Origin of the sequence: Thiobacillus sp., from assembly GCF_030696885.1 — a bacterium.
Classification (GTDB): domain Bacteria; phylum Pseudomonadota; class Gammaproteobacteria; order Burkholderiales; family Thiobacillaceae; genus Thiobacillus.
On record NZ_JAUYRI010000007.1, the window covers coordinates 63,676 to 84,378 of the forward strand.

Here is a 20,703-nt window from a genome sequence, read left to right on the forward strand (position 1 = left end):
CCATGAGCGCCCCCCTCAACCCCTCCGAGTCCGACCCCCTCGCCGCCGCGGCGGGTGAGGGCCTCTATCAACGCATTTTCGAGTTCGCCCCGGATGCCCTCCTGGTGGTCGATGCGGAAGGACACATCACCCTGGCCAACGCCCATAGCGAAACCCTGTTCGGCTACACGCGCAGCGAACTCCTCGGCCAGGCCATCGAAAAACTGGTGCCCGCACGCTTCGCCACGCACCACGCTCAGCACCGCGCCCACTTCAAAACCTCTGCCCACAGTCGGCAGATGGGGGCGGCCACCGAACTGTGCGCGCTGCACAAGAGCGGCCATGAGTTCCCGGTCGACATCATGCTGAGCCCGATGCAGGCCGACGGCCAGGGGCTCACCCTGTGCGTTGTGCGCGACATCACCGAGCGCAAGGCCGCGCAGGACGCGCTCGAGCGGCAGACGGAGGAACTCCGCCGCCTGCATGCCGAACTGGAACTGCTGGCCAACCACGACGGCCTCACCGGGCTATTCAACTGGCGCGCGTTCTACGAGCACACTGGGCAGATGCTCAAGATCGCCCACCGGCGCCGGGAAAACGTGACCCTGCTGCTGCTCGACCTCGACCATTTCAAGTCGATCAATGACCGCTTCGGCCATCCCGAAGGCGACCGTGTGCTGCAAGCGGTCGCCGCGGCGCTGCGGGAAACCGCACGCGACAACGATATCGTGGCGCGCCACGGCGGCGAAGAATTCGTCGTGGCCGCGCTCGGGCTCAGCGCGGAGGAAGGCCTGGTCGCGGCGGAGCGTCTGCGCGCCGCCGTTGCCGCGATCGAAAACCTGAAGCGCCCCATCACGGTCAGCGTCGGCGTCGCCACCCTGCCGCCGCAACCGAACAAGCATGTCGACCCGCGTGCGCTTGCCGAGCTGCTCGACCAGGCCGATCAGGCACTCTATGTCGCCAAGAACAACGGCCGCAACCAGGTCTGGCACTACGATCCGCTCGGCCCGCCGGCGCAGGCCCATCAGACTCCCGCCGCATGAGGGCACCGCCCCGCGGCTCCTGCCTTGCGCGGCGCGCAGGGCGCGGCCTCACCATCGGCCTCCTGCTCGCCAGTCTGGCGGCCTGCACCCCCTGGGCCCGCGTCGACCCCGGCAGCCGCCACGAAAGCAAACGCAACGACTACAGCCTCGAACTGCCGCTCGGCTGGGTCAGGCGCACCGCCGACGCCAACGATTACTTCGTCACCCGCGACGGCCCGGCACTCAATTACATCGTCGTCAACCGCCAGCCGCACGACCGCAAGCTGCCGCGCACCCAACGCGAGACGCGTGCCGACATGCTGCCGCACGAGCTTGCCGAGCTCGCCCTCGCCGAATGGAAAAACACCGCGGCCACCGCCAACCTCGAGCTGCTCGCCAGCACGCCGATCATGCTCGGGGGCAGGCCCGCCGCCCGTGTGCACATCCGCTACCGCAACGAGCGCGGGCTGCCGATCGAGCGCGTGCTGGTCAGCCTTGTCGACACCCGGGGCCGGCTGTCGCTCCTGTATGAAGCGCCGACGATCGTCTATTTTCAGCGCGGACTGGCGGATTTTGAATCCCTGCTGGCCAGCGTGCGCTTTCAGCAGAAATAACAGACGAAAAAAGGGGGGTTTCACGTGAAACCCCCCCTTTCATTGCTGCAGATCGTGCGGGCGATCAGTCCTTGAAGCGGCCCCGCACCCCGACGCGGTTGCCACCGCCCCGGTTTTCCGGGCCGCCGCTGCGCGGCTGGCCGGGGCGCGCGCTGTTACCACGGTCGCCGTAGCTGCGGCCGGTCGATGCCTTGGCGGCCTTCGCCTCGCGCTCACGCTTTTCCCAGTATTCCACGCTGTTACCGTTGACTTCGGGCTTGGGCGCGGCCGCGGCGCCGCGATACGCGTCATTGTGCTGCGGCGGGCGTTGCTCCTGGTTCATGCGCGGCACGTCGGACGGGCCGCGGGCCGCCTGCTCGAAGCGGTTGCCGCGCGGCGCGCCACTGCGCGGACGGTCCGCCGCGGCGGGACGCGCATCGGCACGGTAGCCACGGTCACGGTTGTCGCGACTGTCACCACGCGGCGGACGGTCGCCATAGCTGCGCGGTTCGCTGCGCTTGTCGCCAAAGCCGCCGCGCGGACCCGCATTGCTGCGCGGACGCCCCGTCGACGCCGGGCGGCCGGAAGACGGCTTCTGGGTCGGCTCCAGGCCCGGCAGCGTGTGCACCTCGATGCGGTTGCCGGTGTAGCGTTCGATATTCTTCACCAGCCCGCTTTCGCGCATGCCGGCAAAGCTCACCGCAATGCCGGTGCGGCCGGCGCGGCCGGTGCGGCCGATGCGGTGAACGTAGTCCTCGGCCTGCCGCGGCAGATCGAAGTTGATCACATGGCTGATGCCGGCCACGTCGATGCCGCGCGCGGCCACGTCGGTGGCGACCAGCACCTTGGTGCGGCCTTCGCGCAGACGCTGCAGCGCGCGGTTGCGCTGACCCTGCTGCATGTCGCCATGCAGCGCGTCGGAGGCAAAGCCGCTCTCGGACAGCAGGTCGGAAATTTCCTCGGTGCTGCGCTTGGTCGATGCAAACACGATGGCCTGCGTCATGTCCACGTCGCGCAACAGCGCGTCGAGCAGACGGTTCTTGTGGTCCATGTTGTCGGCAAACAGCAGGCGCTGCTCGATCTTCGATTCGGTGTGCGGCACCGCCTCGATTTCGATGCGCTGCGCGTCGCGGGTGAGTTCGCGCGCCAGGTTGCCCACCACGCCGTCGAGCGTGGCCGAGAACAACAGCGTCTGGCGCTCTTTCGGGCAGCGCGCGGCGATCGCCTTGATGTCGTCGACAAAGCCCATGTCCAGCATGCGGTCGGCTTCGTCGAGCACCAGCACTTCCAGACGCGAGAAGTCGATCTTGCCGCGCTCAAGGTGATCGATCAGGCGGCCGGGCGTGGCCACCACGATGTCCACCGGTTGGCTCAAACGCTTGAGCTGCAGGCCATACGGCGAGCCGCCGACCAGGCAGGCGGTGCGGAAACGACGCATGTCCTTGCCGTACGTGATGGCGGCTTTTTCGACCTGCAGCGCGAGTTCGCGCGTCGGGGTCAGCACCAGCACGCGCGGGCCCATGCTCTTGACGGTCGGCTCGGCCAGCATGCGCTGGATCGACGGCAGGATGAACGCTGCGGTCTTGCCGCTGCCGGTGTGCGAGGACACCAGCAGATCGCGCCCGGTCAGCGCGGCGGGAATCGCCAGCGTCTGGACCGGCGTGGCGTTTTCGTAGCCGGCGCTGACAACGGATTTAAGGATGAGGGGATCAAGCCCCAATTCGGAAAAGCTCATGGCAAACCTTTTTTCTGTGCGCACAAACGCGCATAACAAACCTGCGCCCGGTTCAAAACCAGACAGGTCACAAAATACGAACCGGATTGATGCGGCGTTCAGAAAACGCCCAACGGGTCGCGTCGATCACATCGGCGCCAACCACAAGACTTGTCACGGCCGGTTGCGATAAAACACCGGCGGTACAAAAGAGAGGTCGAAGACGATGGGGCTGTGAGAACAGTCCCGAGGCACGGCGGCAAAAAATCTGGCCTGCCCACTGCTGTATGCACAACTCGACGGAGTTTATCAGGAAACGCTGATTTTCCCGAGTTTTATTTTCAGGCCGGATGATACAGCTTGTGATACAGCCCGCCACGGCCGATCAGTTCGTCGTGTCCGCCGGCTTCCACCACGCGGCCGTTCTCGAAAACCAGGATGCGGTCGGCCTGCTTCACCGCGGACAGGCGGTGCGCAATGATCAGCGTTGTGCGACCGGCGAGGAAGGTGTGCATGGCAAGATGCAGTCGGCGTTCAGTGTCGCTGTCGAGCGCCGAGGTGGCCTCGTCGAGGATAACAATGCTGGGTCGGGCGACGATCATGCGCGCGATCGCCAAGCGCTGCCGCTGGCCGCCCGACATGCGCACGCCCTGGCGCCCCACCACCGTATCGAGCGCGTGCGGCAGGTCGGCGATGGTGTCCTTCAACTGGGCGATATCCAGCGCCTGCCACAGCGTGGCGTCGTCAACCTCGCGCCCCAGGGTGAGGTTGGCGCGCACGCTGTCGTTGAACAGCACCGGGTGCTGCAGCACTACGCCGACATGCTCGCGCACCGTCTCCCAGCCGATTTCGGTCACCGGGACGTCGCCGTACAGGATCCGCCCCGCCTTCACCGGGTACAGTCCCAGCAGCGCCTGCACCAGGGTCGACTTGCCGCCGCCGGAAGCACCCACCAGCGCCACTTTCTCGCCCGGCGCCACCACCAGGCTGACGTCGTCGAGTACCGTCTCGCCCGCATCGTAGGCAAAGCTGACGTGATCAAGCGTAATCCCAACCGTGGGCTCGCCGGCAAAGGGGTCGCGCAATGCCGGGTGCTGCGGCTCGCCGGCAAGACCGAGCAGCGCATTGATGCGCCCCAGCGCGGCGTTGGCGGCATACCAGGCGTACTGCATGTTCACCAGTTCCTGCACCGGCGTCATCATGAACCAGAGGTAGCCGAACACCGCCAGCATCTCGCCGATGGAGAGATCGGAAAACACCACCATCAGCATCGCGCCGGCGCGGAAGGCGTCGAAGCCGACGAGGAAGATGAAGAAGGAAAACCGGCTCATCGCATCCGACTTCCAGGCGAAGGCCGCCGCGTGCCGGCGGATATCGGCGGCCTTGTCGGTTACCCGCGCCAGGTAATGCTTCTCGCGATTCATCGCGCGGATCTGGGTCAGCGCATCGAGCGTTTCGGCAAGGGCGTCCTGGAACACTTCGAAAGCGCGGTTCTCGTGCTTTTTCAGATCCTTTACCCGCTTGCCGAGCCGGGTGGAGAACAGAATCACGACGGGGTTCAGGAGCAGGATAAACAGCGCCAGCTGCCAGTGCATCCAGAACAGCACGCCGGCGACGCCAACCAGCGTCAGCACCGACACCACAAAGCCGGAAACCGACGCGCCGAGGAAGCTGTCGATGGCATTCAGATCGGTGACGAAATGCGAGGTCACCCGCCCCGCCCCCACGGTCTCGAACTGCGACAGCGCGATTCTGGAAAGCCGGTTCAGCATGCGCACACGGATTCGATACACCACGTCCTTCGCCAGCAGCGAGAAGCTGCGCCCCTGCCACACGTTGAGCAGGATGGCCGCCAGCCGCAGCACCACCGACAGCAGCAATGCCGCGCCGATGAACAGCACCGGTCCGTGCCAGGCAACCGGAAACCACGCGCCGATAGCGGCGACCATCCTGCCCGGATGGTGCAGCAGCACCTCGTCGACCATCAGCGGCAGCAAGAGCGGGATCGGCACCGAGGCCACCACCGCCAACAAGGCAATGATATTGGCCAGCAGCAGGCGCCGGCGGTGGGTCTTGAGTTCGTCGGCGATGCCGCGCCAGCTCAGCATGACGCTCACTTGCCGATGCAGAATGTGCTGAAGATCTCGCCCAGCAGATCGTCGGCGGTGAATTCGCCGCTGATCTCGGACAGGGCGGATTGCGCCAACCGCAGCTCCTCGGCAAACAGCTCGAGTTGCGCTGCCGTCGTCCGGGCGGCGGCCAGATGCCCGGCGGCGCGGGAAAGGGCATCGAGATGCCGCGCACGCGCCATGAAGGCGCCCTCGCCCGCCGCCTGCCAGCCGGCTGTCTCGAGCAGCTTGCTGCGCAGCAGCGCCATCCCGGCACCGGTCCTGGCGGACAGCCAGATCTCGTCACCCACCGCACGCGGCGGCTCGCCGCCGACGTCGATCTTGTTGTGGATGGTGAGGCGCGCCACTTGCGGCAGACGTGTCAGGATCGCCGCTTCGCGTTCGCTGACGCCATGCGCGGCATCCACCAGCAGCAGTGCCACGTCGGCCTTATCCACTGCCGCCCAGGTGCGCGCAATGCCGATCTTCTCGACCGGGTCGTCCGTGTCACGCAGGCCTGCAGTGTCGATGATATGCAGCGGCACGCCCTCGATCTGGATCGCCTCGCGCACGGTGTCGCGCGTGGTGCCGGCGATCTCGGTGACGATCGCCGCCTCGAACCCGGCCAGCTGGTTCATCAGGCTCGACTTGCCGACGTTCGGCTGGCCGACCAGCACCACCGTCAGGCCTTCGCGCAGCAGCGCCCCCTGCCGGGCCTGCGCCCGCACGGCCTGCAGGCTGGCGTCGATCGCATCGAGCCGGCCGAAGGCATTGGCCTGCTGCAGAAAATCGATTTCTTCTTCGGGAAAGTCCAGCGTGGCTTCCACCAGCGTGCGCAGGCGGGTCAGCGCCTCGACCAGTTCGGCGATGCGCGCCGAAAACGCGCCGGACAGCGAGCGCACCGCCGAGCGCGCCGCCTCGGTCGACGCGGCGTCGATCAGGTCGGCCACCGCCTCGGCCTGCGCCAGATCGAGCTTGCCATTGAGAAAGGCACGGCGGGAAAACTCGCCCGGCTCGGCCAGGCGTGCGCCAAGTTCGATGCAGCGCTCAAGGATGAGATTCATCACCACCGGGCCGCCGTGACCCTGCAGTTCGAGCACCTGCTCGCCGGTGAATGAATGCGGCGCAGTGAAATAAAGCGCGATGCCCTCGTCGATCGGCTGGCCGTCGGCATCGAGGAAAGGACAGAGCGTGGCGTGGCGCGGCGCCGGGATGCGCCCGAGGATGGCTGTCGCCAACGGCGCGATGTCCGCGCCCGACACCCGCACCACCCCCACCCCACCGCGACCGGGCGCGGTGGCGATGGCGGCGATCAGGTCGGCGGGGATTCTGGAAAGGATCGTCATCGGCTGCGGGAAGGAAGGCGCAGAAGCCCAAAAGCCTCGACGGTCATTGTAATTGTAACGTGAGCCTGGCTGCGCCCGTCATAACCGAAAGCGCCCGGGCCTATTTGCCCGAATGGCTTAATTTACGGTTATTTATGTCGTTATTTTCTGACGATGTGTCACGCTTCGGTAAATCTCAGTTCATCCACCCTCGACCTCGCCCGTGTCTGAACAGTCCCCTTTCGCGTTGCGATCCATTTTGCTGCCTGCCGTCCTGCAAGTGGAGGACCAGGCGCCTTGCTTTGGAACTATCGCCAGCCTGTCGGAACAGGGTCTGTCTTTCGATTTCCGGGGTGAGCCCCTTTCGCAGCGTTCAGTCGGCCTGACTGCCCAACTGGACTTCGACCTGCAGGACAAGCACCATTCCTGCAAGGGCCTGATCGTCAATATTCAAGGCGGGCGGGCGCTGCTCTCATTGCGAAGCATGCCCTCGGCTATCGTAGCCGCACTGCAATCCGCCCCTCGTCACGGCGGTTCAACCCTGACCGCACGTCTTTCCAGCCTGCAGGTTCAGCAGGGGTGCCATGCGTCATTCATGGAAAACATGAAAGCGGTGGTAGACGATTTTTATGCTTTGTTACCGGAGCAGATCCAGCTAAGCGTTCAGCCTGAGGAGGCGAACGACCCAGCCGGGATGAGCCAACTGCAGAAAGACCTGGTCCGACTGCGGCCGCAGTTCACCCGGTGGTTCACCCAAGCTTACCCGATGCACCCCGAATTGCGGGGCAGCGTCCCGGCCGCGTCGCCAGCCAACGCCACAGACCCGATCGACATGGCACGGGTGGATGACTGGATTCGGCGCACTACCATTGCACAAAAAGCGGTCGAATCCCTCGGCACACTGCTGGAGGCATTCGACCTCCACTACAGCAACCTGCTGAACAGCGGCGGAAAGCGCGCAAGCCATCCCTTCCAACTGGATGCCTTACTCAGCGTTCTGGCAGACCTGCTCGAACCGCTGAAAATTGCCCCGGACAAGCAGATTGTCTGCTACGAGCTGATGGCGCGGGCGTTTACAAAGCATGCGGTTTCCCTCTACCAGTCCCTGCTCGATATCGTCGGCGATGCCCCACCCGAGCTCATTCATCACCCACAACAAATCACCAGCCTGGAAGAATGGCTAAAGCTCTTCGCAGCAGGTGCGGCCCCGGGAGCCGAGAGCGAAAACGCGGACGCCAACGCATCGAGCCGTATCAATGAACTGTCAGCCTTGCTGGGCAGGCTCACGAACACCCTCGGTGAACTGAACCTGCACCTGCCCATACCCCCGTCTTCCGAGACTGGCGGCGTAGTACCCTCCGGCATGCTGGTCCCTGCCATGCTGGCCCGCGACCGTATATTCGGGCGTTTTCTGCCGGCCACGACGGGGCTCCTCGATGCAGGCAACCTGCTGCTGCTCGACCCGGCGCGCCTTGCTGCAGGTTCGGGCATGAGCGCCGTCGGGAAGGTGCTCGGTGGTCTGACCGATCTAGACAATGCTGCATTGCAGGGCCTGCATGCCTTGATGCGGCAACCCCCCCCGATCGATCCCGGTCCTGAAAAGCTTGGCCAGGCGTCCCAGGTTCGGGCCCTGATGCTGCAAGCCCAGGGTTTGCTGCTGGAATACACGCTCAACGGCCTTACCTATGAATCACAGCCGGACCATCCCGCCTGGACACTGATCAACGCGCTCGACGCCCTGCACCAGGGTGCCGACGACCGCGGCCAATTTCTTGATCCCGCGCTTCACCATGGGATCAGCCTATCCATGCAGTGGCTGCTGGGGCAGGAGAACGTCGATGCCGCGCTCGAGCAAATCGACCGACTGCTGCTGAAGATCAACACGCAACTGCAGGAAGCGCGGCAATCTCGGCGGGAACAGCATCTAAAAACGCTGGGGTCCCTGATACTGGACTCTTCCCTCATCGGCACCGCATGGTGCGTCGTCAAGCAGGGCGATGTAGCGATCCCCTATGAAGTGCTGGGCACGCATGAAGACACCTTGTACCTGCTCAACCGATCCGCCACCGTGCTGCTGGACATTCCGGTTGAGCGCTTCCTCCAGCAACTGGACAGCGGTCAGATCGAGGAAGCTGAAAGTTTCGACGAACCCTTTCTGGAGCGTATTGCAGATGCAACGCTCACGGCCAGCCTGAATGCCGTCCATGCCTTTACATGGCAGGATCCCGCCAGCGGCTGTCTCAAGCGCAATGCCCTGATGGATGAACTGGAGCGGCGCCTCGCTCATCCGGTCACCGAGCCCCCCACGTTTTGTGCGCTGATTGAAATCCCCACCATGCGGCCCAGCCTGTCTTCCTTGCCCGGCGACGAGCTCGCGGTCATGCAAAAGCGCACCGGGGAAATCATTTTGAACGCGCTGGAAAACGGCGAACGCTGCGGTCGCCTGAGCGATGTCTCTTTCATGCTGGTGTTTGCTCCCCAGGATCCGGAGGGACTAGCAACCCGGCTTTCGCAGCTCAAGATCGATATGGAAAGCCTGCATGCAGAATGGAAGATGATCGGGGCGGTCGTACCGCTGCTTGGCGAGGAGGCTTCGCTCGCGCCATCAAGCGTTTTGCGCCGGGCCAACCAGGCTTGCACTCCGCTACGCCAGCATGCCGGATTCGATCTCTCTTGCCTGAGCAACGTACCTCCGGTGTCCAACCAGATTGATCCGCTGCCGTTTTCCTCGCTTTATTTGCGCTGCCAGAAAATAGCTTCCTGCGACAAAAGCGCACCGTCACATTATGAAATTTTGCTGGGCGTCGACGAGGCTCTGGTCCCCTCCCACACCACCCAGAGCTTTGTTGTCATGGCTGAGCAGACAGACCGCATCCATGCTCTGGACACATGGGTGCTGAAAACCGTTCTTGAATGGATGGGTAGCAACGCAGCCGGGCTGGACAAACTAAGCGGCCTGTCGGTCAATGTATCTGGCAACAGCCTAACGCTGACGCATCATGTCGACGCCATGATCAGCCTGCTCTCCGACCACCCCCATCTGACCAGCAAGCTCATCATCGAGGTCACCGAGACGGCTGCCATCGACAACATGGACGTAGCCGTGCGTTCGCTGCGCAAACTGCGCGCGCTGGGATGCCGGATCGCACTGGATGATTTTGGCAGCGGCTACAGTTCCTATAGCTATGTGCGCAGCCTGCCGCTGGACTACCTGAAGATCGACGGCACCTATATCCGCAACATCCTCACCGACAAGACCGACCAGGCACTGACCGCATCCATGGTGGATGTCGCCCATGCCCTCGGGCTCAAGGTCATCGCCGAATACGTCGACAGCGAGGCCACCTACGCCTGGCTAAAAGAGCTCGGCGTGGATTACGTCCAGGGCTACTGGGTGCACAAACCGGAGCCGCTCAACACCCTGGTCCTGAACTAGTCCTTCGCCTTGTGGGCCGGGGCGCCCTCGACCTGCCGGTTGATCGCCCATTGCTGCGCAATGGACAGGATGTTGTTGACCACCCAGTACAGCACCAGGCCGGCCGGGAAGAACACAAACATCACGGTGAACGCAACCGGCATGATCATCATGATCTTGGCCTGCATCGGGTCCATCGGCTGTGGGTTCAGCTTGACCTGCAGGATCGAGGTGATGCCCATCAGGATCGGCAGGATGAACCAGGGATCCGGCGCGGTCAGGTCGGTGATCCAGCCCAGCCAGGGCGCGCCGCGCATTTCCACCGCGGCCAGCAGCACCCAGTACAGCGCGATGAACACCGGGATCTGGATCAGGATCGGCAGACAGCCGCCGAGCGGATTGATCTTCTCGGTCTTGTACATCTCCGCCATCGCCTGATGCAGCTTGGCGCGGTCGTCGCCGTAGGTGTCCTTCAACAGCTTCAGCCGCGGGGTCAGCTTCTTCATCTTGGCCATCGACTTGTAGCCCGCGGCCGACAGCGGATACAGCGCCAGCTTGATCAGGATGGTCAGGATAATGATGGCCCAGCCCCAGTTGCCAACGATGCGCTCGATCTTTTCCAGCGCCCAGAAAATCGGGTAGGCAAGCGGCGTCAGCCAGCCATAGTCGCGTGACAGCTCGAGGCCTGGCGCAATCTTTTCCAGCGCGGTCTGGGTTTGCGGACCGGCATACAGGGGGACCGTAAAGGTCTTCTGCTGGCCGGGTTCGAGCGTGCCTTCGGCGAGAATCACGCCGGCGGCATACAGACCTTCGCCCAGCGAGCGGGTGTAGTACTCACGCTTGACGTTGCCCTGGGGCAGCCAAGCCGACACGAAGTGATGCTGCACCAGACCGACCCAGCCATTGTCGGCACTTTTCTCGAAATCGGCCTTGCCTTCCTGGATGTCCTTGAACGCGACTTTCTGGAACTTGCGCGCATCCGTATAGAACGCCGGGCCGGTGTAGGTATAGAGGAAGAAGGATTCGCCGCGCGGCGCTTCGCCGTGACGCGTGAACTGGTAGTAGGGCGTCAGGTCGATCGGCTTGTCACCGCCGTTGATGACGCGGGTCTGCACACTGACCTGATAGCTGCCGCGCTTGAAAATATAGGTTTTTTCGACCCGCACACCCGTGGCGGGGTCGCTCCATACCAGCGGCACCTGCAACTGCGCCGCACCGCCAGCCAGACGATAGGTGCCCGGGTTGAGTTCGAACACGCTGCGGTGCGTCGGCAGGCCTTCGCCGACCAGACCGCTTTGCGCCAGATAGGGCCGCGTCGCGCTGTCTTCGAACAGGGTCAGGATCTGGTTTTTGTCTTCCGTCTCACGATAGGTCAGCAGCTTCAGCTCGCGCAGGTCGCCGCCATTGGCGTCGATGCTGGCGCGCAGCACATCGGTTTCCACTACGGCCCGCTGGCCCTTGGCAAAGCCACTGGTCGGCGCCGCTGCCGGGGCGGGCGGCGCATTCAGCGCCTGGGTTGGCGTCGGCGCCCCGGTGGCGGGTGCGCTGGCGGTGGTGGGCGTTTCAGGCACCGGCGCATTCTGGTCCTGCCAGGCCTCCCACAGCAAAAGCAGCGTGAAGGAAAAGACGATGAAAAGAATCAGCCGCTGGTTATCCATTGAGACGGGACGCGTTTTAGTTGGAGGAGGGATCCGGCACGACATCGGCCGCCGGTGCGGTAGGCCATTTTGCCATGGCGCGCTCACCCGCACGTTTAAAGGTGCGTGACAGATCGCGCGCCTCGTCGCCGGCGACCGGTTTGGCGATCAGTCGAACGACGAAATCGCAGGCGGGCAACGTCGGCAGCATCTCCCGGAAACTTTCGCGCACGCAGCGCTTGACGCGGTTGCGGTCAACCGCGCGTGCGAGCAGGCGCTTGGCGATCACCATGCCCAATCGGGGATAGCCCACCTGGTTGGGACAGGCCATGACCACGATGCTGTCAGTGCGCGCACGCTGATTGCGGGCAAACACCCGGGCGAAATCGGCCGGGCGGACGAGGCGCGCGTCGTGCAGGCGCACGCCTCCGGTTTTGCCGGGATGCGTGTCGATTTAGACAGCCAGGCGGGTGCGGCCCTTGGCGCGGCGCGCGTTGATCACGGCGCGGCCGGCCTTGGTTTTCATGCGGGCGCGAAAACCATGGGTGCGCTTGCGGCGAACGGTAGACGGCTGGTAAGTGCGTTTCATGTCGAGTCCTTTCTAAGGCTGCTGGCCGGTTCCGCACGGGCAAGAGCCGGCCAGCACTAAAAAATCTGTTGAAAAACCGCATATTAGACATTCCCGACCCCGGTGCTGTCAAGCGCGTGCAGCCAGGCGGCCTGCGCGCCGGGGTTCTTCCGCCTGTGGATAACCTCGCCGAAGGGGAGTAAGATTCGTCGCTTGAATCTCATGCCGCTTACCCCTTCCCGCCCATCGACTATGGATTCCTTCTGGGACCTTTGCCAAGAGCGCTTTCGCGCCAGTTTGACCCAGCAGCAATTCAGCACGTGGATCAAGCCCCTGGTGTTTGAAGACGCGGGCGGTGAGGTGCGGATCCTCGCGCCCAACCACTTCGTGATGGACTGGGTGCGCGAAAAATTCGCTGAACACATCGACGGCTGGGCCCAGGAATTCTACGCCCGTCCGGTCTCGATCCATTATGCGCTGGGCAAAAAGGCGACCGCCCCGCGGACTGCGGCGCCGGCGCCTGCCGGCGTTGCGCGGGTGCCGGCCGCCCCGGCGCCGCCTGCGGTCGGCGGCATGCGCATCAATCCGGCCTTTTCGTTCGACAACTTCGTTTCCGGCCGGGCCAACCAGCTGGCGCGGGCCGCGGCCCTGCAGATTGCCGACAACCCCGGTACCGCCTACAACCCGCTGTTTGTCTATGGCGGCGTTGGCCTCGGCAAGACCCACCTGCTGCAGGCCATCGGCAACACCGTGCGCCAGGCCAACCCCGACGCGCGCATCAGCTATATCCACGCCAACGATTATGTCGACGACGTGGTCAAGGCCTATTTGAACAAGCAGTTCGACGACCTCAAGCGACGCTACATGTCGCTCGACCTGCTGCTGGTCGACGACATCCAGTTCCTGGCCAAGAAGGACCGCACCCAGGAAGAGTTCTTCTATGTGTTCAACTCGCTGATCGAGAACAAGAAGCAGATCGTCATCACCTGCGACACCTTCCCCAAGGAAATCACCGGGCTCGACGATCGCCTGAAATCGCGTTTCGCCTGGGGTCTGACCGTGGCGGTGGAGCCGCCCGAGCTGGAAATGCGGGTCGCCATCCTGCTGGCCAAGGCACAAGCCGAAAACATCAAGCTCGACGAGAACGTCGCCTTCTTCATTGCCAAGCAGGTGCGTTCCAACGTGCGCGAACTCGAGGGCGCGCTCAAAAGAGTAATCGCCTTCTCGCGCTTCCACGAAAAGCCGATCTCGCTGGAGCTGGTGAAGGAGGCGCTGCGCGACCTGATCGCCTCGACTTCGCGCATCGTCTCGATTGAGAACATCCAGAAGACCGTCGCCGACTTCTACAAGATCAAGGTCGCCGACATGTTTTCGAAGAAGCGCACGCGCAACCTGGCGCGTCCCCGCCAGATTGCGATGGCGCTGTCCAAGGAACTGACCAACCAGAGCCTGCCGGAAATCGGCGAGTCCTTCGGCGGGCGCGACCACACCACGGTGATCCACGCCTGCCGTAAAGTGGCCGAGCTGCGTGAGACCGAAGCGGATATCGGGCGCGATTATCTGGTGTTGCTACAAAGCCTGACAGGCTGAGGATGAAATGTGGATAAGACAGGCTCGATCGGCCGGCAAGCGAAAACGCTCCCCAGCTCTCCCGTATCGTACCGCTTTTGCCCACACCCAATAATGACGACAATGACATGATTCGATTGAGTAAAGAAGCTTATCCCCAGATTTAGGCCGCCTTTATTACGACTTTCAGGAATATATAAATGCTATTAGTACAAAGCGAACGCAATGCCCTGCTGGCTGCCCTGTCGGCAGTTGTGGGCGTGGTGGAACGCCGCCACACCCTGCCCATCCTGTCCAACCTGCTGCTGGAGAAAAAAGCCGGCAAGTTGACGCTGCTGGCAACCGACCTGGAATTGCAGGTCAGCACCCAGATCGATGCGCCGGGGGGCGAGGACTTCGCGATCACCATCGCAGCACGCAAACTGTTCGACATCGTGCGGGCGTTGCCGGACGACGCCAAGCTCAAGCTGGACAGCAAGGACAGCCAGGTCGTGGTCAGTGCCGGCAAGTCGCGCTTCACGCTGCAAACCTTGCCGGCCGCCGATTTTCCGCGGGTCGAAACCGGCGCCGGCCTGGGTGCTGCGATCCAGCTGCCGCAAAAAACGCTGAAGCGCCTGCTGCAGCTGGTGCAATTCGCGATGGCGAGCCAGGACATCCGCTATTACCTCAACGGCATGCTGCTGGTGCTGGAAGGCAAGCAGCTGCGCGTGGTGGCGACCGACGGCCATCGCCTGAGCTATGCCGAAACCGCGCTGGACGCCGAAGTCGAGGCGCGCGAAATCATCATTCCGCGCAAGACCGTGATGGAATTGTCCAAGCTGCTGGGCGACGTCGACGACGCGGTCGAGCTGCGCATCGGCGCCAACCAGGTCACCTTCACCCTGCCTGGTACCGAACTCGTCACCAAGGTGGTCGACGGCAAGTTTCCTGACTACCAGCGCGTCATTCCGGCCAACCAGCCGCGTCACCTCAAGGCCAGGCGTCAGAACGTGATGCAGGCGCTGCAGCGCGCGGCTATCCTGTCGAACGAAAAATTCCGCGGCGTGCGTCTGGTGATGAGCGAGAACACGCTCGGCATCGTCTGCAACAACAACGAACAGGAAGAAGCGGCCGACGAAATCGAAGTCAGCTACAACGGCGATCCGCTGGATGTCGGCTTCAACGTGACCTATTTGCTCGACGGCCTGGGCGCTGTCAATACCGAAGAAATCACGCTGTCGCTGGGCGACGCCAACAGTAGCATGCTGCTTACCAGCGAAGGCGAGCCGGGCTTCAAGTACGTCGTGATGCCGATGCGGATTTGAGCGTGCCGGCATGGAAGCCGGCATTGCGTGATGCATGCCTCCTAGCACCCACCGAAGGAAAGCCCCGTTAGGGGCGTACACACCATGAGCAAGAAACCGGACAACGCAACAGCCGATAACGTCAACGGCGGCTACGACGAAGACAGCATCCAGCAGCTGGAAGGCCTGGAGGCGGTGCGCAAGCGCCCCGGCATGTACATCGGCGACACCTCCGACGGCACCGGCCTGCATCACATGGTGTTCGAGGTGCTGGACAACGCCATCGACGAAGCGCTGGCCGGCTGGTGCGACGACATCAAGGTCATCATCCATCCCGACAATTCGATTTCGGTCAGCGACAACGGCCGTGGCATTCCGGTCGGCGTCAAGTTCGACGACAAGCACGAGCCCAAGCGCAGCGCCGCCGAAATCGTGATGACCGTGCTGCACGCCGGCGGCAAGTTCAACCAGAACAGCTACAAGGTGTCGGGCGGCCTGCACGGCGTCGGCGTGTCGTGCGTCAACGGCCTGTCGCAGTGGCTCAAGCTGATCGTGCGCCGCGATGGCAAGAAATACGCAATGACCTTCAACCAGGGCAAGGTGCTTGACCGCCCGATCGAGATCCAGAACGGCGTCGAAGTCTCCCCGATGCAGATCGTCGGCGAGACCGAAGGGCGCGGCACCGAAGTGCATTTCCTGGCCGACGTGGAAATCTTCGGCAACGTCGAATTCCATTTCGACATCCTCGCCAAGCGCATCCGCGAACTGTCTTTCCTCAACAACGGCGTCAAGATCGAGCTGATCGACCATCGCGACGGCAAGACCGAAAACTTCGCGCACTCGGGCGGCGTCAAGGGCTTCGTCGAATACATGAGCCGGCTGAAGAATCCGCTGCACCCGAAGATTTTCACCGCGATCGGCGAAAAGGACGGCATGACGGTCGAAGTCGCGATGCAGTGGAACGACAGCTACTCCGAAACCGTGCAATGCTTCACCAACAACATCCCGCAGCGCGATGGCGGCTCTCACCTCACCGGCCTGCGGATGGCGATGACTCGGGTGCTGAACAAGTACATCGAGGAAAACGAAGTGGCCAAGAAGGCCAAGGTCGAAACCACCGGCGACGACATGCGCGAAGGCCTCACCTGCGTGCTGTCGGTGAAAGTGCCCGAGCCCAAGTTTTCCAGCCAGACCAAGGACAAGCTGGTTTCAAGCGAAGTGCAGCCGGTGGTGCAGGAAGTCGTCGGCCAGAAGCTCACCGAATTCCTGCTCGAAAACCCCAACGACGCCAAGCTGCTGTGCGCCAAGATCGTCGACGCCGCCCGCGCTCGCGAAGCCGCGCGCAAGGCGCGTGAAATCACTCGCCGCAAGGGCGTGATGGATGGCTTGGGCCTGCCCGGCAAGCTGGCCGACTGCCAGGAAAAAGACCCCGCGCTGTGCGAAATCTACCTGGTCGAGGGTGATTCTGCCGGCGGCTCCGCCAAGCAGGGCCGCGACCGCAAGTTCCAGGCGATCCTGCCGCTGAAAGGCAAGATCCTCAACGTCGAGCGCGCGCGCTTCGACAAGGTCATCGGCAGCCAGGAAATCGCCACGCTGATCACCGCGCTCGGCACCAGCATCGGCAAGGACGACTACAACCCCGACAAGCTCAGGTACCACCGCATCATCATCATGACCGACGCCGACGTCGACGGCGCCCACATCCGCACGCTGCTCTTGACCTTCTTCTACCGCCAGATGCCCGAGCTGGTCGAGCGCGGCCACATCTACATCGCGCAGCCGCCGCTGTACAAGGTCAAGCATGGCCGTTCCGAGCGCTACATCAAGGACGAGCACGCGCTGAAAGAGCATCTGATGGCCGAGGCGATGAAGGATGCCGAGCTGACGCCGATGGACGGTGCGATGCCGATCGCCGGCGACGCGCTGGAAACCCTGGCACGCGAATACTTCCTCGCCGAAGCGGTATGCGACCGGCTGGCCCGCCTGCTGCCGGACGATGTGCTGCAAACCCTGATGCGCATCCCGCGCCTGAGCCTCGCCGACAGCGGCGCCGCAATGCAGGCCGAAGCCAGCCTGGGCGCCGCGCTCGACGCGCAAAAATACGAAGTCGCCGCCGAATACCTCGGCGAAACCGACAGCCACCGCCTGCGCATCACGCGCCACGCTCACGGCAATAAGCACGTCAGCTTCCTCGAAGCCGACCTGCTCGAAACCGGCGACTACAGCCAACTGGTCAAGGTAGGCGACCTGCTGCGCGACCTGATCGGCCTTGGCGCCCGCGCCAAGCGTGGCGAAAAGGAAAGCCCGGTGCAAAGCTTCCGCGAAGCGATGGACTGGTTCCTCGCCGAAGTGAAGCGCGGCATGAGCATCCAGCGCTACAAGGGCCTGGGCGAAATGAACCCGGCGCAATTGTGGGAAACCACGATGGACCCCAAGGTGCGCCGCTTGATGAAAGTGCAGATCGACGACGCGATCGCCGCCGATCAGATTTTCACCACGCTGATGGGCGATGACGTCGAGCCGCGTAGAAACTTCATCGAGACCAATGCGCTGGGCGTGCGCAACCTGGACGTGTGACAACCCACCCTCCGCCAGCAAGCGGAATGAGCGAAAGGGTAGTGGAAAGGCCAACCAGAGAAGGTTGGCCTTTTTTTCGAGCCCGGGCAGGTGGCTTGTCTGCTACCGGCCAGAAGCTGTCATCTGCGGCCATTCTCCAAAGCGGCCTCTGCGACTATCTTCGTTTTTCTAGCCGCTTCTTATTGGCTTGAATAACCAGCACTGCCTCCTCTATAGACAAGCCTTTCTTCATATGTCGTCTGAGTGCGTCAGTGCTGATCTCATAGCGTGCAGCACACGCCGTGAGAGAGGGAAATTTATTGCCAAATGCCGTTACATCTACGCCTTGATATTTTACTGTCTCGGGTGCACTAGAAATGCCCAAGGCTTGTTCAATTGTCCAGCCGTTAGTTTTGATCCTGCCCCACACAAGTTTATAGTCAAGGCCATGTGTCTCTGCTGCTTGCTTGATCGAAGAAAAGGTTGCACCACCAACCTCAGTTCTGTTTCTGGAAAATTTCCCTCTTCGTTCGATCTCAGCTGCCTGCTCGGGTGTCCAGCCGAGGCGTGATACTCGAATATTGAAGACAGACACATCTATCCCGAAATAGTCAGCCGCAGCACCTCTTGAGGGAAATGCCATACCTCCAACAGTGATGTGCGTAGGTGTACCAATGGAACCACCAGGGCTTATGTTATAGCCATTTTCGATGGTGCCTCTCTTATGGATTTCGCTGACTTCCTGCTGCTGAAGCTCAGTAAATGATCTGGCATCCGATCTAAGCAGTTCTATCGAGAAGTTCTCTATCCCATGAAGCCGAATGGCGTTGTAGAGCTTCGTATTGGTTCCCTTTGTTGCTGACCTCTTGTGGCCACTGAAACGTTGCCATAGAGGGTTGATCGTAATGCCTACGTACTGCTTTCCATTGACCTTATTGGTAACCAGGTAGAGCTTATATTCGCCCTGCTCAGTAGCCGGGTACTCCTTCTCATCAACTATCTCGACCTTCCTCCAAAAAGGGTTGGTCCCACCGTTGTTTTGATTCCTGAACCGTGGGGGTGCCGCCTCAAGTTCTACCGCCTGCTCGGGTGTCCAACCAAGGAGAAGACGTTTTGCTACCAGTTTCTCCTTCTTTCCATAAACCTGAGCCATAGCCCAACTATTGGGGTAGCGCCTCCCCGCACAGGCGATTTCCTTGGTCTGCTTTGGAGATTTCTTATGATCTTCCAGCCCAACCGCCTGATCTGGAGTCCAACCCATCGCTAGTCGCTTATGGATGGTGCCTTCCTCAATTCTGAAATGCTCCGAAGCATCCCGTATTGAGGCAAAAGTGCCCGCACTTGTTGTGAGCTTTATGCACCGGCTGGGCTTCTTCTTGTGCGGCTCTAATCCAAGCGCCTCTTCATAAGACCATCCGCTTTTGATGCGTCTCGCAACATTTCCATAGGGCTGCTCGAAATGGGCTGCTGCCTCTCTCATGGAGGAGAAGGTAATTCCGGCGACAGTGATCGAGACTTTTGCCATCTCCTAATGCTATCTTGGAACCGCTGAATGTCCGGTCATGTTTAAGCTAATTGGCTGCTTTGGGTCGATAGCCGTCATGGAATTGACCCTCGACACCCAAAAAACGCCAAGCGGCCTTAAGCGCTGATTCGGGGCGGGCCCGTTCCGCAATAAACGCCCGATCAAACCCGCACGCGTAGCTTGCCATCCAGCGCGTCGGTCCTTAACACCTTCCCCAAATACCGCTTCGCCCAGTCCGCAGGGCCGCGGCCCCGGCTCGCATCAAAAAGCGGAAGCGTCATTAAACCGTAACACTCAATCCCTATCGTAGCGATCGCTGAACGACGGAATGACTCGTTCGTGCATTTTGAGACACGCCCCGCCCTCGTTACCCCATTGGAGATTAAGCATATGGTTCAGAATAAAATCGTTGCCGCACTTGGCTTTGTGGCCTGCTCGTTGGTCAGCCATGCTGCGCTTGCCCAGGCCGTCAAGGTCGATCCCGCGCTGCCGTCGTACCAGAAGGCCAGCGGTGTGTCCGGTAACTTCACCAGCGTCGGTTCCGACACGCTGAACAACCTGATGACGCTGTGGGCCGAGACCTACAAGCGCAACTACCCCAACGTCAACATCCAGATCCAGGGTGCCGGTTCCTCGACCGCGCCCCCCGCGCTGATCGAAGGCGCTGCCAACTTCGGCCCGATGAGCCGCCTGATGACCGCCAAGGAAATCGAGGCTTTCGAGAAGAAGTTCGGTTACAAGCCCACCCCGGTGCCCGCCGCGATCGACGCGCTCGCCGTGTACGTCAACAAGGACAACCCGATCAAGGGTCTGTCGCTCACCCAGGTCGATGCGATCATGTCCGCCACCCGCAAGTGCGGCGGCGCAGCCGACGTCACCACCTGGGGTCAGGTCGGCATGACCGGCGAATGGGCCAGCCGCACCGTCGCGCTGTACGGCCGCAACTCGGTATCCGGCACCTACGGCTTTTTCAAGGAAAAGGCGCTGTGCAAGGGTGACTTCAAGCGCAACGTCGCCGAGCAGCCGGGTTCCGCCTCGGTGGTGCAAAGCGTGACCGGCCAGATCGGCGCCATCGGCTACTCAGGCATCGGCTACAAGACCTCGGGCGTGCGTGCGCTGCCGCTGTCGCAGAAGGATGGCCAGCCCTTCGTCGAACCGGATGCCACGCACGCCATCGACGGCACCTACCCGCTCGCCCGCGTGCTGTACTTCTACGTCAACAAGCGTCCGAACCAGCCGCTGGCTCCGCTCGAGCGCGAGTTCGTCAAGCTGGTGCTCTCCAAGCAGGGTCAGGAAGTCGTGATCAAGGATGGTTTCGTGCCGCTGCCTGCCGCGCTGGCCGCCAAGGCGATGGCTGATCTGGGCATCAAGTAAGCCTGCCGCTCAATCAAGCCAGGCCGGTCCCCCAG

14 protein-coding genes are annotated in these 20,703 nt (G+C 62.4%); 7 read left to right on the forward strand and 7 right to left on the reverse strand.

Going from position 1 to position 20,703, the window contains the following annotated elements; genetic code table 11:
• Positions 1–2 precede the first annotated feature (2 nt).
• Positions 3–1,022 carry a sensor domain-containing diguanylate cyclase gene (locus Q8R61_RS02930; protein ID WP_305534032.1) on the forward strand — a complete coding sequence of 340 codons (1,020 nt, stop codon included), beginning with the start codon at positions 3–5 and terminating at the stop codon, positions 1,020–1,022.
• Positions 1,019–1,615, forward strand: coding sequence for a hypothetical protein (locus Q8R61_RS02935; protein WP_305534034.1), 597 nt, complete (start codon positions 1,019–1,021; stop codon positions 1,613–1,615). Before Q8R61_RS02930 ends, Q8R61_RS02935 begins: the two co-directional genes overlap by 4 nt.
• A 64-nt stretch (positions 1,616–1,679) precedes the next feature.
• On the opposite strand, the gene Q8R61_RS02940 is transcribed toward Q8R61_RS02935, so the two are convergent.
• The 3 genes from Q8R61_RS02940 to mnmE all read right to left on the reverse strand — a co-directional run bounded on the left by Q8R61_RS02940 (position 1,680) and on the right by mnmE (position 6,762).
• A complete protein-coding gene (locus tag Q8R61_RS02940) occupies positions 1,680–3,329 on the reverse strand; it encodes a DEAD/DEAH box helicase (RefSeq protein WP_305534036.1) in 1,650 nt (549 codons plus the stop codon).
• A gap of 320 nt (positions 3,330–3,649) precedes the next feature.
• Positions 3,650–5,416 carry an ABC transporter ATP-binding protein gene (locus Q8R61_RS02945; RefSeq protein WP_305534183.1) on the reverse strand — a complete coding sequence of 589 codons (1,767 nt, stop codon included), beginning with the start codon at positions 5,414–5,416 and terminating at the stop codon, positions 3,650–3,652.
• 5 nt (positions 5,417–5,421) lie between these two features.
• Positions 5,422–6,762 carry a tRNA uridine-5-carboxymethylaminomethyl(34) synthesis GTPase MnmE gene (gene mnmE / locus Q8R61_RS02950; protein WP_305534038.1) on the reverse strand — a complete coding sequence of 447 codons (1,341 nt, stop codon included), beginning with the start codon at positions 6,760–6,762 and terminating at the stop codon, positions 5,422–5,424.
• Positions 6,763–6,964: 202 nt separating this feature from the next.
• On the opposite strand from mnmE, the gene Q8R61_RS02955 reads away from it, so the two are divergent.
• Positions 6,965–10,177: an EAL domain-containing protein gene (locus Q8R61_RS02955; RefSeq protein WP_305534040.1), complete on the forward strand. Its 3,213-nt coding sequence runs from the start codon at positions 6,965–6,967 to the stop codon at positions 10,175–10,177.
• Here Q8R61_RS02955 and yidC read toward each other — a convergent pair.
• From yidC to rpmH, 3 genes are read right to left on the reverse strand one after another with little or no spacing between them, the layout of a single operon-like run.
• Positions 10,174–11,814 carry a membrane protein insertase YidC gene (gene yidC, locus Q8R61_RS02960; RefSeq protein ID WP_305534042.1) on the reverse strand — a complete coding sequence of 547 codons (1,641 nt, stop codon included), beginning with the start codon at positions 11,812–11,814 and terminating at the stop codon, positions 10,174–10,176. The genes Q8R61_RS02955 and yidC overlap by 4 nt on opposite strands.
• A gap of 16 nt (positions 11,815–11,830) precedes the next feature.
• Positions 11,831–12,217 (reverse strand): ribonuclease P protein component, encoded by a 387-nt coding sequence (rnpA, locus tag Q8R61_RS02965; protein WP_305534044.1) that lies wholly within the window; start codon positions 12,215–12,217, stop codon positions 11,831–11,833.
• A gap of 30 nt (positions 12,218–12,247) precedes the next feature.
• A complete protein-coding gene (gene rpmH, locus Q8R61_RS02970) occupies positions 12,248–12,382 on the reverse strand; it encodes a 50S ribosomal protein L34 (RefSeq protein WP_305534046.1) in 135 nt (44 codons plus the stop codon).
• A 231-nt stretch (positions 12,383–12,613) separates the two neighbouring features.
• Here rpmH and dnaA point away from each other — a divergent pair, with 231 nt between their 5' ends.
• The 3 genes from dnaA (at position 12,614) to gyrB (ending at position 17,790) form a co-directional block, all read left to right on the forward strand.
• Positions 12,614–13,951 carry a chromosomal replication initiator protein DnaA gene (gene dnaA, locus Q8R61_RS02975; protein ID WP_305534048.1) on the forward strand — a complete coding sequence of 446 codons (1,338 nt, stop codon included), beginning with the start codon at positions 12,614–12,616 and terminating at the stop codon, positions 13,949–13,951.
• Between the two features lie 179 nt (positions 13,952–14,130).
• The gene (dnaN, locus tag Q8R61_RS02980; protein WP_305534050.1) at positions 14,131–15,234 is read left to right on the forward strand and encodes a DNA polymerase III subunit beta; all 1,104 of its coding nucleotides are present in this window, start codon (positions 14,131–14,133) and stop codon (positions 15,232–15,234) included.
• Positions 15,235–15,318: 84 nt separating this feature from the next.
• Complete coding sequence (gyrB, locus tag Q8R61_RS02985) at positions 15,319–17,790, forward strand: DNA topoisomerase (ATP-hydrolyzing) subunit B (RefSeq protein ID WP_305534052.1); 2,472 nt, start codon at positions 15,319–15,321, stop codon at positions 17,788–17,790.
• 154 nt (positions 17,791–17,944) lie between these two features.
• On the opposite strand, the gene Q8R61_RS02990 is transcribed toward gyrB, so the two are convergent.
• The gene (locus tag Q8R61_RS02990) at positions 17,945–19,294 is read right to left on the reverse strand and encodes a GIY-YIG nuclease family protein (RefSeq protein WP_305534054.1); all 1,350 of its coding nucleotides are present in this window, start codon (positions 19,292–19,294) and stop codon (positions 17,945–17,947) included.
• Positions 19,295–19,684: 390 nt separating this feature from the next.
• Between Q8R61_RS02990 and Q8R61_RS02995 the strand changes: the two genes are divergently transcribed.
• The gene (locus tag Q8R61_RS02995; RefSeq protein ID WP_305534056.1) at positions 19,685–20,668 is read left to right on the forward strand and encodes a PstS family phosphate ABC transporter substrate-binding protein; all 984 of its coding nucleotides are present in this window, start codon (positions 19,685–19,687) and stop codon (positions 20,666–20,668) included.
• Positions 20,669–20,703 lie beyond the last annotated feature (35 nt).